This is a genomic window from Flavipsychrobacter sp. (assembly GCA_041392855.1).
GTDB lineage: Bacteria > Bacteroidota > Bacteroidia > Chitinophagales > Chitinophagaceae > UBA5543.
The window spans coordinates 1,530,037-1,545,298 of sequence record JAWKLD010000001.1 but is presented as its reverse complement, the minus strand read 5'-3'; the positions used below and the strand labels follow the sequence as shown (position 1 = coordinate 1,545,298).

Annotated in this window: 12 protein-coding genes; 7 read left to right on the top strand and 5 right to left on the bottom strand. The window is 38.2% G+C overall.

Going from position 1 to position 15,262, the window contains the following annotated elements; all coding sequences use genetic code 11:
- Window positions 1–143: 143 nt before the first annotated feature.
- The 4 genes from R2800_07235 to R2800_07220 all read left to right on the top strand — a co-directional run bounded on the left by R2800_07235 (window position 144) and on the right by R2800_07220 (window position 5,224).
- Window positions 144–3,191 (top strand): GEVED domain-containing protein, encoded by a 3,048-nt coding sequence (locus R2800_07235; protein MEZ5016828.1) that lies wholly within the window; start codon window positions 144–146, stop codon window positions 3,189–3,191.
- Window positions 3,192–3,293: 102 nt separating this feature from the next.
- Window positions 3,294–3,938: a YdeI/OmpD-associated family protein gene (locus tag R2800_07230; GenBank protein MEZ5016827.1), complete on the top strand. Its 645-nt coding sequence runs from the start codon at window positions 3,294–3,296 to the stop codon at window positions 3,936–3,938.
- On the top strand, window positions 3,938–4,420 hold the full coding sequence (locus tag R2800_07225) for a PaaI family thioesterase (GenBank protein ID MEZ5016826.1): 483 nt from the start codon (window positions 3,938–3,940) through the stop codon (window positions 4,418–4,420). The genes R2800_07230 and R2800_07225 overlap by 1 nt, the downstream gene beginning before the upstream one ends.
- A 54-nt stretch (window positions 4,421–4,474) precedes the next feature.
- Window positions 4,475–5,224, top strand: coding sequence for a glycosyltransferase family 2 protein (locus R2800_07220; protein ID MEZ5016825.1), 750 nt, complete (start codon window positions 4,475–4,477; stop codon window positions 5,222–5,224).
- A 223-nt stretch (window positions 5,225–5,447) separates the two neighbouring features.
- On the opposite strand, the gene R2800_07215 is transcribed toward R2800_07220, so the two are convergent.
- Together R2800_07215 and R2800_07210 are read right to left on the bottom strand one after the other, a co-directional pair.
- Complete coding sequence (locus tag R2800_07215) at window positions 5,448–5,906, bottom strand: DUF5004 domain-containing protein (protein ID MEZ5016824.1); 459 nt, start codon at window positions 5,904–5,906, stop codon at window positions 5,448–5,450.
- Between the two features lie 70 nt (window positions 5,907–5,976).
- Window positions 5,977–8,190, bottom strand: coding sequence for a sodium-translocating pyrophosphatase (locus tag R2800_07210; protein ID MEZ5016823.1), 2,214 nt, complete (start codon window positions 8,188–8,190; stop codon window positions 5,977–5,979).
- A 143-nt stretch (window positions 8,191–8,333) separates the two neighbouring features.
- On the opposite strand from R2800_07210, the gene R2800_07205 reads away from it, so the two are divergent.
- Window positions 8,334–8,936: a sigma-70 family RNA polymerase sigma factor gene (locus tag R2800_07205; GenBank protein ID MEZ5016822.1), complete on the top strand. Its 603-nt coding sequence runs from the start codon at window positions 8,334–8,336 to the stop codon at window positions 8,934–8,936.
- A gap of 7 nt (window positions 8,937–8,943) precedes the next feature.
- Entirely contained in the window at window positions 8,944–10,071 is a 1,128-nt protein-coding gene (locus tag R2800_07200) for a tetratricopeptide repeat protein (GenBank protein ID MEZ5016821.1), read from the top strand.
- Here the strand turns inward: R2800_07200 and R2800_07195 are convergent.
- Entirely contained in the window at window positions 10,068–10,925 is an 858-nt protein-coding gene (locus tag R2800_07195) for a hypothetical protein (GenBank protein ID MEZ5016820.1), read from the bottom strand. The genes R2800_07200 and R2800_07195 overlap by 4 nt on opposite strands.
- A 187-nt stretch (window positions 10,926–11,112) precedes the next feature.
- On the bottom strand, window positions 11,113–11,448 hold the full coding sequence (locus tag R2800_07190; protein MEZ5016819.1) for a YegP family protein: 336 nt from the start codon (window positions 11,446–11,448) through the stop codon (window positions 11,113–11,115).
- A 322-nt stretch (window positions 11,449–11,770) separates the two neighbouring features.
- Between R2800_07190 and R2800_07185 the strand changes: the two genes are divergently transcribed.
- A complete protein-coding gene (locus tag R2800_07185) occupies window positions 11,771–15,031 on the top strand; it encodes a M1 family aminopeptidase (GenBank protein MEZ5016818.1) in 3,261 nt (1,086 codons plus the stop codon).
- A gap of 5 nt (window positions 15,032–15,036) precedes the next feature.
- Here R2800_07185 and R2800_07180 read toward each other — a convergent pair whose 3' ends face one another.
- Window positions 15,037–15,234: a T9SS type A sorting domain-containing protein gene (locus R2800_07180; protein ID MEZ5016817.1), complete on the bottom strand. Its 198-nt coding sequence runs from the start codon at window positions 15,232–15,234 to the stop codon at window positions 15,037–15,039.
- Window positions 15,235–15,262 lie beyond the last annotated feature (28 nt).

The following is a 15,262-nucleotide window of genomic DNA, read 5'->3' as shown; positions in this document are numbered from 1 at the left end:
TACGTCATAAAGTTGATAAGAACGACGAGTTTAGCAATGTATTAATACTTGGTTAAAATCATGCTTAGTAGCATTTTTCCGCCAACTAAAGGAAATAGTAGGGGTGTCTTTTTATATACGGTAATCTGTAAAAAATCCCGAATATGAAAAAAGCACATTTATTATCTCGAAGTTTAATGTTACTGTTGCTATTTGTTGGCATGTCTGTAGACGTGTTTGCTCAGGTAACAGTTACTATCAATGCCTCGTCAGGTAACTTGAAGACAGGCTCTGTAAACTCCTCTGGTACAAAGAATAGCGGCAATATGCTTAATATAAGAACACTAAGTTCTGGCTCAAGAGGCTGGGCTGTGTTCGACCTATCATCTATACCTGCTGGTGCTATTGTCACTTCGGCCAAAGTAAAGTTTAGAACATTCAACACCACAACATCAGGTGCAACTAATAGAATACGTGGTGTAAATGGTAACCCTGTAACAATGAGTGGAACAACATTGTTCAGCTTGTTAAATACAGGTACTGTTTTAAACGCTTCTTCATGGCCGGGTAATGCTGCAAATACAGAAACCGTAACTAGTGCAGGATTAACATATTTGGAAAATAATATTGGCGGTGATGTTTTACTAGGTTTTGTTCGTGGTTCTACCAACCAATACAATATATATGGTAACACAGCATCAGCAGCTAATATACCTAAGCTTGAAATAACTTATTTGACATTATGTACGGGTACGCCAACTGCAGGTAATATTATCAGTCCTACAAACGTTTGTCCTAATAAGGGTTTTAAAATTTCCTTGTCAGGGCATACAGTAGCTTCAGGTGTTACCTATCAATGGCAATCAAAGCCTAGCAGTGGTGGTGCATTTACCAATATTGCCGGAGCTACTGCTACTTCTTACAATGCTTCTATTAATACTCCAACAGATTTTAGATGTATTGTTTCTTGTGGAAATTCAGGTCAGTCTGCAACAACGGCTTCTGTTAGTGTTACAGTTAATAGTTTCTACGTATGTTACTGCAACGATAATTTAGGAGGTAATAACAATGTTCCTATTAATAATGTAACGGTGGTAGGTACTTCGTTGAACAATACTTCTACAGGTACAGCATCAGGTTTCTATACACAATATCCGCCAACTGGTAGTACCACTGCTAGTCTGCAAAAAGGTGGTATGTATGAAATAGCTGTCGCTTATGGTGCTAGTGCCGAAGGTGCTGTATGGATCGATGCTAATCAGAATGGTGTATACGAATCATCAGAGTGGACACGTATCAATACTTCAGGAACGTCAGGTACGGCTTTTGTTCAAGTACCTGCAAACGCAGTATTAGGATTGACAGGTATGAGAGTACGTAGCGCTGCTGCGGGTAATAGTTTAGGTGCAGGCAATGCTTGTAGTAATAGATCTTCAGGAGAGACAGAGGATTATATAATTAATATAACTCCCGCTCCTGCTAATGATGTTAGAGTGCTCACACTTTTAAATCCAAGTAATGATATAGCAATATGTCCTTACATCGATATTCCTGTACGTGCCATCATTTATAATAATGGTACAAATCCTCAAACTAACTTTGATATTTATGCAGTGTTAACAGGAGCGGGTGCTAATACTATTAATATTACTTACCCTGGTACATTAGCTCCATTTACATCGGACACATTGTTGCTTACTACATACAATATGCAGTTAGTATCTAACCATACAGTTCAAGCTTATACTGTATTGAGTAATGATCAAGATGTTGCTAATGACTCTTCAAAAACACATGCATTTAATATTAAGTTCTCTGCATCTGCACCATTTGTGTCAGACGATTCAGTATGTTTTGGAGAAACAGCAGTGCTTCCATTATTTGGGGATACGCTAGAGCATAAATGGTATGATAATGCAACAGGAGGTTCTGTAGTATTTAAAGGTGATACTATGTCTTTACCTAACCTGCAAACCAATCGTACTTTCTATGTTACTTCTCAAGAGGTAACATACAATAGTGGTTCTTTGGCTACTACTACTGCAACAGGAAATGGTTGTGGTGGAGGTACAATGTTTAATGTGATACCGAACTCAAATATGACACTAGATAGTTTTGCTGCAATATTTGGTAGCACGGGAAATCAAAGTGTAAGTGTCTATTATAAAAATGGCACGTTCTCAGGGTCGGAAACTAATTCTGGTGCATGGACGCTTTTAGGTTCTACTACCGTAAACGTAAGTAGTACTACAGCACAAACAGGTTTTTCTGTAAACACTCCTTTGGTATTACAAGCAGGTAATACTTATGGTATCTATGTTAACTATAATGCAAGATATACCAATGGTACTACGACTTTCTCTAATGCAGATATGAGTATCCAAACAGGTACAGGATTGTGTAGCCAATTTGGCGGTACTAATAATGGACGTATGTTCAATGGTACATTATTCTACTCTTCAGGTGCTATAGGTTGTGAAAGTCCTAGAGTGCCTATTAAAGCACATGTAGGTCCGAAGCCTGTGGTTAATCTAGGTCCTGATTTGAAAGTATGTGCGGATAAAAAGATCGTACTTGATGCAGGAAATTCAGGAGCATTATACAAGTGGAGTACAGGTGAAAAAACACAAACAATTGATGTGACTGGAAAGGCGGGTGTATATACAGTAGAGGTAGACCAATATTGTATAGAAAACGATACAGTTACAATACAACTAGATCCACTACCAAGTTTAGATGGTATATCGTTCGTGAAGTTTGGTAACGAGTATCAATATAAGACAGCAAACCTACAGCACACTGATAGGGTATTATGGTTGTTTGGTGATGGTAACACAAGTACTAGCTTGTCGCCTAAACATATTTATGCTACTGATGGTGCTTATACGGTTACTTTAATTGCTTATAACCAATGTGGCACAGATACCACTCGTCTGGTTATACCTCTTGATGTAAAAAATGTTGTAGTAGATAAAGGAGTGAAGATATATCCTAATCCTGCTAAGAACAATGTAGTTATTGAACTAACAGACGGCATAAGCATTAATGAAATAAACATAGTCAATGTGCTTGGTGCCTCTGTATATAAGCAAGGTATTACTAACTCTAATAAAATAAACATAGACATCAGTAATATGCCTGTAGGTAATTATATAGTTAGGATGAATACTGATGATGGAGTAATCAATAAGCAATTAATAATCGTACGATAAAACATCTACTGATAGTTCCTACATATGATAAGGGTCGAGCATTTTGCTCGACCCTTATCTTTGAAAAGAGAAATAATATAACTTTATACCAAGCATAAGGATATGAGTGTAATAAAGAAACTAAAGTTTACAGAAGACAAAGTTTTAACTGTAAATATGCCTGATAACTGTAAGGGCTTATTTGAAGACATGACTGTTGTTACTAAATATTCAGGTAGTACTAAATACAACCAAGTGTTATTGTTTGCTCAAGAGAAGAAAGTATTGGAAGCGGAGCTAAAAGGTATGGTAAGTAAGCTTAGTTCTACTGCTATGTTTTGGATCGCTTATCCTAAAAAGTCTGGTAGTATTGAGTCTGATTTGAGTAGGGATGATTTTTGGAATATATTAAAGAGTGATGGGTATGCACCCGTAATGCAAATTGCATTGGATAAAGATTGGTCGGTATTACGGTTTCGTAAAACAAGTGATATAGGAACAATGGTTAGAGATACGCCAATGAATGATCGCAACATAGAAGGCATAGATTTTGAAAAAAGAACAGTGACCTTACCTAAGGATGCTAGCACGGCAATAAAGAGAATAAAAGGGTTAGAGAAATTCTTTTATAGTATGTCATTCAGTCATAAAAAAGAGTATGTGCAAGCTATTGTAGAAGCCAAGAAGGAGGAGACAAGAAAAGGTAGAATTGATAAAATGATAGAAATGGTTGTAGCTTTACGGGAGAAAAAAGAACAGAAGAAGTAATGAGCTATAAGAATATACCATCTGGTCAAGTACTTGCCTATATGAAAGAGCGTTATTTAGGCAAAGAGGTAACGGATTCCCGTTCCCCTGCGGGTAACTGGTTGCAATTCACCCTTGATGAGATCGAGAAAGGTAAGGCTGTATTGTCTTTAAATGTAAAAACAGACATGACCAACCCTTACGGTAATATACATGGAGGGATGATGTCTCTGGTTATAGATGAAGCCATAGGCTGGGCTGTAGTGAGTTTGGATACTGATAATTTCTACACCTCACTTAATCTCAATGTTGATTTTTTATATGCTATAAAAGATGGAGAAAGACTTACAGCGGTGTCAGAAGTGGTAAGAAGAGGAAAAAAAATAATACATGTAGAGTGTAGGGTGTACAATACGAATAAGGATATTTTGGCCAAAGCTACAAGCAACTTGATAGTAACGGGTATGCGCCCTGTAGAAGGTGATCATAAGGTGGCTAACTAGTTCGAGTTATAATTTCGCTTTTTACTCATAGAGTTATACTTTTGACCGAATATCATGCTAAACGGAAAGAAAATAGTAGTAGTACTACCGGCATATAAAGCTGCGCTTACGATGGAGCGTACTTATAAGGAAATCCCTTTTGATATAGTGGATGATGTGGTATTAGTGGACGATAATAGTCCTGATGATACTGTAGAAGTAGGTAAACGCTTGGGGATAAAGCATATAATAAAGCACGAGGTAAATAAGGGATATGGTGGCAACCAAAAAAGCTGCTATGGGAAAGCCTTAGAAATAGGTGCTGATATTGTTATTATGCTCCATCCTGATTATCAGTATACACCTAAGCTGATACATGCTATGTCTTCTGTAATAGCCTATGATGTTTATCCTGTCACTTTAGGTTCAAGAATATTAGGTAAGGGGGCTCTTAAGGGAGGAATGCCAATGTATAAATACATAGCCAACCGTTTCCTTACTTTGTTTGAAAATATAATGATAGGGCAGAAGTTGAGTGAATACCACACAGGTTATCGCGCTTTCTCCGCAGAGGTGATCCGCTCTATTGATTTTACACATAATAGTGACGATTTTGTTTTCGATAATGAAATGCTCTCTCAAATATTCATGCATGGTTTTGAGATAGGTGAGATCACTTGCCCTACCAAATATTTTGATGAAGCATCCAGCATCAATCTTACCCGTAGTATGAAGTACGGTAGAGGAGTACTGAGAGTATCGCTAATCCACCGCTTGCACAAGTGGGGTGTAATAAAGAGTAAGCTATATAGTAGAAAGTCTTAATGCTGCTTGTTGTCAAATATATGGCTGAACAGCATTAATATTAGATACATTAATACTAGTGTTAGGTTTTTCATAGGGTATAGGTTTTGGTGAGCAAAGGGTGCTTTGTAAGCATTCAAAAGATAAGTCTAATCAGCCAAAACAAAATCAAGGTAATGTCATATTGTTAGCAACAAGAAGCCCACTAATTTGAGTGGGCTTCTTGTTGTCTTAGTAATTATTATTAGTTTGAATTTATACGCTCAAAGCGTATTTTTTTTGCACCACCCTTTACTATATATGTGTTCCTTTTATTTTTAAATACCCCAGTATCTTCATATAGGCTACAACCTTCAATATTCTCAATATTAATATCAAGGCGACTAGATACAGCATGGTTCCCACGAATAGAGTAATTTACGTCGTTAACATGTTTCCATTTCCCATGGTATATAGTAGTGTCATTGTTAAGTTTGTAATCGAGAGTTCTGTCTTTTTTAAAAGTAATTTCAGCGTATAAGTTTTTTTTTGCATACTGTTCTGCTTTTTCTTTTGTGCGAGCAGTACTTATTCCTCCTACCTTAATTTCCGTGATTTTCCATGTGCCTACAAGGGTCTTCTCTATAAAACTTAATTTCTTTTGCCCATAACAATTAATAGAAAAGGCGATAAGGCATAAATTGACAATCAATAAATTCTTCATACTAGATTTATAATATTAAAAAAAAGCCTGCTCTATTGAGCAGGCCTTAAAGATATTATTTAGTAGTTTTTTATTTCAACGTTACAGCATTTTCTTTTGCTGTTTCTACTACTTCTATTTGTTGTTTTACTGGAGTCTTAGCATGCTCTGCACTAGTACCGTTAATCTTAGCTAGAGTAGGTGCAATAACCAAAGCAACTATGGACATCAACTTAATTAAGATATTCATTGAAGGACCCGATGTGTCTTTAAATGGATCACCAACGGTATCACCAGTTACTGATGCCTTGTGCGGCTCTGAGTTTTTGTAATACGTTTCACCGTTGATGTCTACGCCTTGCTCAAAAGATTTTTTTGCATTATCCCAAGCACCACCGGCATTGTTTTGGAACATCCCCATCAATACACCACTTACTGTAGCACCAGCTAGTAAACCACCAAGCGCCTCAGGACCTACTAAGAAACCAACTAGGATAGGGGCGATGATAGTGATAGCACCAGGAAGTACCATCTTTTTGATAGATGCATCTGTAGAGATGGCAACACATTTATCATATTCAGGTTTACCAGTACCTTCCATAATGCCAGGAATGTCTTTGAACTGACGACGAACTTCAGCAACCATTGCCATAGCCGCTTGCCCTACCGCACGTATAGCTAATGAAGAGAAGATGAAAGGAATCATACCTCCTACAAATAGCATCGCCAAAACCTCAGCCTTATAGATATTGATACCATCGATACCTGCAACACCCACATAAGCAGCAAATAGAGCCAACGCTGTTAATGCAGCAGATGCAATAGCAAAACCTTTACCAGTAGCAGCAGTAGTATTACCTACAGCATCAAGTGTATCTGTTTTTTCACGTACTTCTTTCGGTAGCTCGCTCATTTCAGCAATACCTCCAGCGTTATCGGCAATTGGACCAAAAGCGTCAATTGCTAGTTGCATAGCAGTTGTAGCCATCATACCCGCAGCAGCGATAGCCACACCGTAAAGACCAGCCATTTCGTAAGAACCCCAAATACCACCTGCAAGTACAAGTATTGGTAAGAAAGTACTTTCCATACCTACTGCAAGACCTCCAATTACGTTAGTAGCGTGTCCAGTGTCAGACTGGCGGATGATACTTAATACAGGCTTTTTACCCATAGCGGTATAGTACTCTGTAATGATACTCATCAAAGCACCTACTACAAGACCAATAACGATAGCACCAAACACGTCAGTGTTGCTAAATTCAAAGCCACGAAGTGTCATTGTATCAGGAAGTATATATGCAGTAAGGAAGTATGCAGCAACTGCTGTTAGGATCATTGACCCCCAGTTACCCATATTCAATGCCTTTTGTACTGCTGTAGTGCTATTACCAACACTATCAGAAACTTTGATGAATAAAGTGCCTATGATAGAAAACACAATACCTACACCTGCTATCAGCATTGGCAAAAGTATTGGTCCGAACCCACTGAATTTTTCTGCTACGTTAGCTAGTGTAGCTGTTTCACGACCAAGTACCATAGTAGCTAGTACTGTAGCAACGTAAGAACCAAAAAGGTCAGCACCCATACCAGCTACGTCACCTACGTTATCACCTACGTTATCAGCGATAGTAGCAGGGTTACGTGGGTCATCTTCAGGGATACCAGCCTCTACTTTACCAACAAGGTCAGCACCTACGTCAGCAGCTTTAGTATATATACCACCACCAACACGTGCAAATAGAGCGATACTCTCAGCACCAAGAGAGAAACCAGTTAATACCTCAATAGCTTTTTCCATTTCGTGACTGCTAACAGCAGCACCTTCAGGAACAAACATCATTTTGAAAACGATGAACAAGCTACCCAAACCTAATACAGCAAGACCGGCAACACCCATGCCCATAACAGCACCACCGCTGAAGGATACATTTAGCGCTTTGCTTAGGCTGCTACGAGCTGCATGTGCCGTACGCACGTTAGCTTTTGTAGCAATACGCATACCGATAAAACCTGCAATAGCGCTAAAACAAGCACCAATAAGGAAGGCAATGGCAATTATCCAACTTGAATTTTCATTGTTGCTACCCATAATGGCAAGTAGGATACCCGCAATGATAACGAAGTAAGCCATTACTTTGTACTCTGCTTTCAAGAAAGCCATAGCTCCATCAGCAATGTGGTTAGCAATTTCTTTCATGCGGTCAGTACCTGCATCTTGCTTGCTCACCCAAGAGCTTTTGATCATCGTATACAACAAGGCTAAAATGCCGAATGCCGGAACGAGGTAGAACATGTCCATATATGTATAGTTATTTGAATAAGGTTGCAAATATAGGCGTTAGAGTCGAAAAACATAAGCAAAATATAGTGATGTATTTAACAATACAGACGAATTTTTCCACTATATTAGCCCCTGAATTTTTATATAAGTATATTCCACTGTTGTCGAAGGTTAAAAAAATACCACAAACCACGGTTCTAGCTGATTATCAAAAGCTTCCGGATGAGGAGCTGATACATCGTTATGTTCATCGTAACGAAGAATCAGCCTTCAGCTGCTTGTTTGGTAGGTATAGTCATCTGGTGTATGGTGTGTGTCTGAAGTATCTAAAAGATGTAGATGCAGCCAAGGATGCCAGTCAGCAGATATTCATTAAGCTACTGGAAGATTTAAAGAAATTCGAAATAAAGTTTTTTAAATCTTGGTTGTATCAAGTAGCTAAAAATCAGTGCCTTATGATTTTAAGGAAAGATAAAGCTACTGGTGAGCAAGAATTAGTGGAAGAGAATGTTGTGGAATTTGAAGACGATTGGCATCAAAGAATTGAGAAAGAAGATTTACTAGATCATTTGGAGAAGGCTGTAAAAGAGTTGAAGAGTGACCAACGTATATGTGTAGAATATTTTTATCTGCACAAAATGAGTTATGCAGAGATTGCAAGGCAAACCAGTTATGACCTGAACAGAGTTAAAAGCGCAATACAGAACGGTAAAAGAAATTTGAAATTAAAATTAACGCCAGTAGTAAAGGGTAAAAATGAGTAGCGATAAAATGAAACATATATTTGACCACAGTGCTTGCTTATCAGCCAAGCAGCTGAAGAGTTATGTTTCAGGCAGTATGGTGCATGAGGAAGCACATGCTGCTGAAGTGCACTTGTTGAGTTGCCCTTTGTGTTCTGACGCTGTAGAAGGGCTGCAAGAGAGTGGGAGTGTTGAGGCTATAAAAGCAATGGACTTGTTTCCTAAAGAGTTTTTAAAACAACACTTAGGTGAAACAAATGCTGAGGAATATATCAGCGCGCCAACTAAACCAGCTACTGCAGTAACTAAAGAAGAGGAAGTAACACCAAGGGAAAAAAGCTTTAAGAACATTCGTATATGGCGCATCACAAGTATTGCAGCAGCCCTTGTGATAGGTATTGGTGCTTTATGGCTATTGAGAGGGGTGCTAAAAGAAAAGAATACTACAACTGTAGCAGAAGCTGTAAATATTGAAAAGACTACACCTAAGCCTAGTTCTGAATTTACAGCACAGGTGGAAGAAGTAGATACAGCCACTTCTGGTATTGATGATGTAGTAGATACAATTGGTATAGCTAATAGTACTGACGCGCCTCCGGAACCCAATACACAAGAAGAGCAACTAGGTAAGGCGCAGCCTGAGGAGCAGGTAGCTACAGCTGCTATGGCCAAAGATAATGCTGCAAGAGAGCTGGCTAAAAAGGCAGATGTTGCAGATAAGAAACTAGTTGGGAAGCAGGAGGCTGAAAAGAAAGCAAAAGAACAAGCTGCGAAATTGGCTGCTGTAGAAGATAGAGATAAGGAGGTGAGGGCAAGAATGGGTAATAGCTTTGATGCTGCTAATAACAATTCCAAGTATTATGATAACGCTGCAGACACAAAACCTACCGTGGAAAAAGCAGCAACAGAACCTCCTAAAGAGTATACTGCTGACGAGCTATATGAGCAAAAGAACTATACTGCAGCACTAGCTAAGTATAAAAAGCAGATGAACTCTGCGGATAGAGAACAAAGAGATGAAGCCCGATTAAATATCTCACGATGTCATATTGCATTAGGGCAAAATGCTTCTGCCAAGGCAATTTTACAAAGCCTTGTAGATGAAAACAGTAGCCAGAAGAGAAAGGCTAAAAAGCTACTGAAGAAGATAGACTAATGAGCAGGAGGGTTTAGGTTAGCTTCTTTAGTTTTTTCATTTATTTCTTTCACTACCTTATCTAGTTCTTCAGTAGCTTGTTTTATTCCCTTCAATGCTTCAACTGCAGTTTTGTCGCTAATGTTCCTTTCATCAATGAACTGACATAGGCCTAATATGGTGGCAACCTGACTTCGTACTTTGTGAGATTGTAACCAAGATATTTCCTTAAGTTTCTCGTTTTGGTTTTCTATTCGGTGCAGATGCGTTTTTATTTCATTAGCTCTTTCGTCGGCAAGTCGTTTTTCTTTGGCAAAGCTATTGCGTAGGTGGATTGTGATAAGGTAGATAAAGAACAAGCAGAGAACGTAAGTACTTACTATATCAACATATTGGTCTTTCCTGGTATTATAAATATCTGTTATTATAGATGGGTTATAATATTCTACCAGCATTACTGCTACGGCAACACCAATGTGCAACACTGCCCACAATAGATGTTGAGACCTTTTTGTTAAAGCAATGATCAATTGGAAGGTGAGGAAAAATGTAAATATCGTAGGCCCCTTAATACCCGAATTATAAAAATAATTGGTACCCACAGCTACATAACTACAAATGGCAAAGACAATGATACCCAAATAATGTTTGTCTCTAAACCTAGATAAGTAGTAGATGAATACGGCGATAATAAGAATCGTCAAGTTGATGTATAATGGACCAGTAAAGTCCATAAATAAGTTCACTACTGTAACTAGGAATAAGAGCGCAATAGTAATTAGGCTGACCGAATTGAAGATACGGTTTGCATATGGCTTTACTCTTTCATCGCCAACAAGCTTGCGCCAAATATATGTAACAGAACTTTTGTTCATTATAGGATGTTGATTCGTGACAATACATTACATGTTCAACATGTTGGTATTGTCATGTTGTCTTTCTCTCTTGTTAAAAAACATCCCTTCAGATGAAGGTACGAAATTGTTAGATATTTAGTATCTAGACTAAAAAGTAGAAGCATACTTTTTAAAGTATGCTTCTTGTCCATTATGTAAGTGGATATTATGCTTCAGTCTCGTCTGATACAGTAGCGTCAGGTGCATTTTTCTTAACAGATGCAATGCCATTCTCTCTACTAGATTCAGATTCATACATTTCGCTAGAGCCAATTATTTGACCATTTGTAGCCTTAAGGTTAAAGTAAGGTTTGCCATTCTTTGCTTCTAGTCTGTCATAACGTTTATCTTCGCCTGCATTTTTTCTTACAGACTCAATACCATTATTACAAGCTGCTTTGGTTTTATATCCCTCACTTGTCAATATTACCTGACCGTTGCCAGCTTTAAGATTGAACTGAAATTCTCCGTTTTTACGTTTAGATATTACAAACTTCCCCATGAAATAGAATGTTTTGTTTTAAAAAAAAGTACTGCTATCTAATATAGAAATTTTTGTTCGCACTATACTAATGTCATGTTGCTTTTTTGGAAACTTAACTAACAAATAAAAAAAACCGCCTGTAAGCAAGCGGTCAAGATAAACATACTTAGTGAGAGCAGTATAAGGGGCTGCATGTATTATACCGAAGGTACAACGCTTAGTTGTATTATATGTAAATGTAATGTCAAAGTTTTGTTAGGAGTTAATAATTCTGCAAGTGAATTCACCCTTTTTGCTTTGCGCATCTTTTGTATTTTCATGCATTCAATTGATAAACCATATGAAGAAGTTCGCATTATTAGGGGTTGCGCTATTATATACAGTATTTGCTACGGCACAAGTAGTAACTGAATATAAGAGCAAAGCCAATCCGTTGTATTGGAAAAACCGTATGCCCGATGGCGCATATTGGCAACAAGATGTACACTATGATATTAATGCGCGTATAGATGAAACAAAGCATATAATAGAGGCTACAGAGTCGTTGGATTACTGGAATAACTCACCCGATACACTTTACTATGTCTACTTCCACATGTGGCAAAATGCCTTTGTGAAAGGGTCTTATCTGCATGGTTTGGAAAAAGCATTGAACCAAGAAGCCCGTATGGGTAAATATGAGTCGGAAGGGTTGGGTATTGTTGTTAAGGAATTGACTGTCGATGGTCAAGAAGTAGAGACTGTGTTAGATAATACTATTCTTAAGATAGTGTTGCCTAAGCCATTATATCCTAATAGCAAGATCTCTTTTAAGATGAACTTCACTACCTATTATGATAATGGTAGTACAAGACGTAGAATGAAGATGTATGATGCTTGGGGCTTTAAGCATTATAACGGTGTGCAATGGTTTCCTAAGATATGTGTCTATGATAGAAAGTTCGGTTGGGATACCTACCAACACCTAAATAAAGAATTCTATGCAGATTATGGCACTTATAATGTTAGCTTAGACTTTCCGTCTAATTATATAGTAGAGGCTACAGGTGCGCTACAAAATAGAGAAGAGGTATTGCCCAAGGAGCTAAGAGAAAAGCTGGATGTAAAAAACTTTAAGGATAAGCCTTGGGGAGAGAAACCATCTATAATTATACCTTATAAGAAGGGGGAGCGTAAGGTTTGGAAATTTGCAGCAAGCAATGTGCATGATTTTGCCTTTACAGCCGATCCTTCCTATCGTATATCAACCGCATATTGGAAGGGTATTGAATGTGTAGGTATTTGTCAAGAGCCTCACGCTTCTGGTTGGCAAAATTCGGGAGAGTATGTTTCAAAAATTATTAAAACCTTTTCTGAAGATATAGGCATGTATCAATATCCTAAGATGGTGGCTGCCGATGCAAGAGATGGAATGGAATATCCCATGCTCACATTGGATGGTGGTAGCGATCCCGGATATCGTGGATTGTTCATTCATGAGATAGGTCATAACTGGTTTTATGGTATGGTGGGTAATAATGAGACCTACCGTGCGGCACTAGACGAAGGCTTTACACAGTTTCTTACTGCATGGGGAATGAGAAAGCTGGAAGGAGATACCTTGCCAGACTATAAGGGGAGAAGTAAATTTGAGCAGGCATTTTTTGTGCCTAATACAGTTTTGGATAAAAGAGTGATGGGACCTTATTTATATGATGCACTTAATAAAGACGAGTTGCCTATAAATACTCATTCTAACGATTTTAGAAATGCATTAGGACACGAAGGCGGGTACAGACAAGTATATTATAAAACTGCTACAATGCTGTATAATCTGCAGTATGTATTGGGCGACTCGCTATTCCTATCGGCAATGCAACACTATTTTGACCAATGGCGTTTTGCGCATCCTTATTTTGATGATTTTAGAACATCTATTATTCAATATACCAAAGTAGACCTAAACTGGTTCTTTGATCAATGGATAGAGACAACTAAGAGGATCGATTATGGTATAGGTAAAATAAAAAAGTTGTCGGGTAAGGATGAGTTTTCTATCACCCTAAAAAGAAAGGGGTTGATGCAAATGCCTATTGATTTTACCGTTACCGCAAAAGACGGTAAACTATACAGTTACCATGTGCCTAATACATGGTTTGAGAAAGAGACAGAAGCTACTGTTTTACCTAAATGGTATGGCTGGGACAAAATGAATGAAACCTATGATGCAACTGTTACAATTCCTACTGGTATTAAACATGTACAAATAGACACCTCGTGGAGACTAGCTGATGTCTACTCTTTAGATAACTATAAAACAAGAGGTCTACCTTTCTCTCCTAAAGCGATACAGTTTAAAGGCGATGCAGGTAGAACAATACCTTGGAACAGGAGACTACACATACCTATGCTTAGGCCAGATGTGTGGTATAATCCTGTTGATGGTGTAAAGTTAGGCTTGCATATAGAAAGTGAATACATGGCAACTATGCATAAGCTGTCTGCGACAGTTTGGTTCAATACACACCTGTTGCAAGACAAAAGATATTGGGTAGGGCAAACTGGAGGATTGTTCAGTAAGCATACGCCTATTAGCTACATAGTCAATTATGAGTCTCCTATTAATAGAAATAATCCAAAGCTGAAGCTTGTTTTGAACAGTAGATTGCTAGATGGTATGTGGTATCACAAAGGTGGTTTCAGATGGTGGATGAATGCTGAAAACACGTTCAGTGTATATGCACAAACAATGTGGCGCAACCGTACTACAGACTTTGATTATTTGATCTACGCTAACGAATGGAGTAGTATACAAGCACGACCAAACTCTTCCATCAATGCTGCATGGACACATAACTACAAGTATAAGAGAGGTGCAGGTCGTTATACCTTAAGCTTGAGAGCGCCGCTGTTAACAGGTAATAATGCAGCTTCGTTTAACTATTCCTATGTGCAGGCAGAAGCTATTAACTACAATAGGTTAGGGAAGTTAGAGATAAGAACAAGATTCTTCGGTCGTTATGGTACAGGTAATAGTGTGCCTTATGAAAGTGCACTATGGCTGGCTGGTGCCAACCCAGAAGAGTTGATGGATAATAAGTATACAAGAAGCAAAGGTTTTGTGCCTGAAGAGTGGCATAGTATCTCAAGGTATGAGACCAATCATTTTCAACAAGGTGGTGGTCTGAACCTGAGAGGTTACGCAGGTTACTTCATTGCCGATGAACGTAATGGTCAGATATTAATTGGTTATAAGGGGCGTAGTGGAGCTTCAGCAAGTGCTGAGGTTGATTTTGATAAGTACATTAAATTCCGCCCTCGTATTACTAGAAAATGGTTGAGTGCAGATATCTATGCTTTTGCTGATGCAGGAGTGATAGAGCTAAGTAATGCACCTAACTTAAATAACTATTGGAATGTAACGCCAACTACGATGTGGAGTGATTTGCGTTTAGACGCTGGTTTGGGTATGGCACTAACAGTAAAGCGCTGGGGTAAATTCTCAAAGGCTAAACCATTAACATTAAGAGTTGATGTGCCAGCATTCTTGAACAGACCTCCGTACGCTAATCCTGAGTATGCGGCATTCAGATATGTTGTAGGTATTAACAGGACTTTTTAGTTCTGTTAATACTTTAAAATTTGTTGTACAAAACTGGTATTCTCCGTTTGAAAGATCAGTGTATATATTCCTGTAAGCAGGTTTTTAAGTTCGATATTCAGGTTGTCGTTAGGTTGCATTACGGCTTCGTAGTGGACACGTCCGTTTAAGTCTACCAACATCAAAGTGCACTCTTCAGGTTCTTTGTTCTTTATATTAATCATTTAATCAGGGCTTCAATTATTAATACAA

What these genes read in the sequence shown, in the direction of transcription:
- R2800_07215 (MEZ5016824.1), bottom strand. Translation starts at nt 5,906, where the DNA reads ATGAAGAATTTATTGATTGTCAATTTATGCCTTATCGCCTTTTCTATT.
- R2800_07190 (MEZ5016819.1), bottom strand. Translation starts at nt 11,448, where the DNA reads ATGGGGAAGTTTGTAATATCTAAACGTAAAAACGGAGAATTTCAGTTC.
- R2800_07185 (MEZ5016818.1), top strand. Translation starts at nt 11,771, where the DNA reads ATGAAGAAGTTCGCATTATTAGGGGTTGCGCTATTATATACAGTATTT.
- R2800_07180 (MEZ5016817.1), bottom strand. Translation starts at nt 15,234, where the DNA reads ATGATTAATATAAAGAACAAAGAACCTGAAGAGTGCACTTTGATGTTG.
- R2800_07225 (MEZ5016826.1), top strand. Translation starts at nt 3,938, where the DNA reads ATGAGCTATAAGAATATACCATCTGGTCAAGTACTTGCCTATATGAAA.
- R2800_07220 (MEZ5016825.1), top strand. Translation starts at nt 4,475, where the DNA reads ATGCTAAACGGAAAGAAAATAGTAGTAGTACTACCGGCATATAAAGCT.
- R2800_07195 (MEZ5016820.1), bottom strand. Translation starts at nt 10,925, where the DNA reads ATGAACAAAAGTTCTGTTACATATATTTGGCGCAAGCTTGTTGGCGAT.
- R2800_07210 (MEZ5016823.1), bottom strand. Translation starts at nt 8,190, where the DNA reads ATGGACATGTTCTACCTCGTTCCGGCATTCGGCATTTTAGCCTTGTTG.
- R2800_07200 (MEZ5016821.1), top strand. Translation starts at nt 8,944, where the DNA reads ATGAAACATATATTTGACCACAGTGCTTGCTTATCAGCCAAGCAGCTG.
- R2800_07230 (MEZ5016827.1), top strand. Translation starts at nt 3,294, where the DNA reads ATGAGTGTAATAAAGAAACTAAAGTTTACAGAAGACAAAGTTTTAACT.
- R2800_07235 (MEZ5016828.1), top strand. Translation starts at nt 144, where the DNA reads ATGAAAAAAGCACATTTATTATCTCGAAGTTTAATGTTACTGTTGCTA.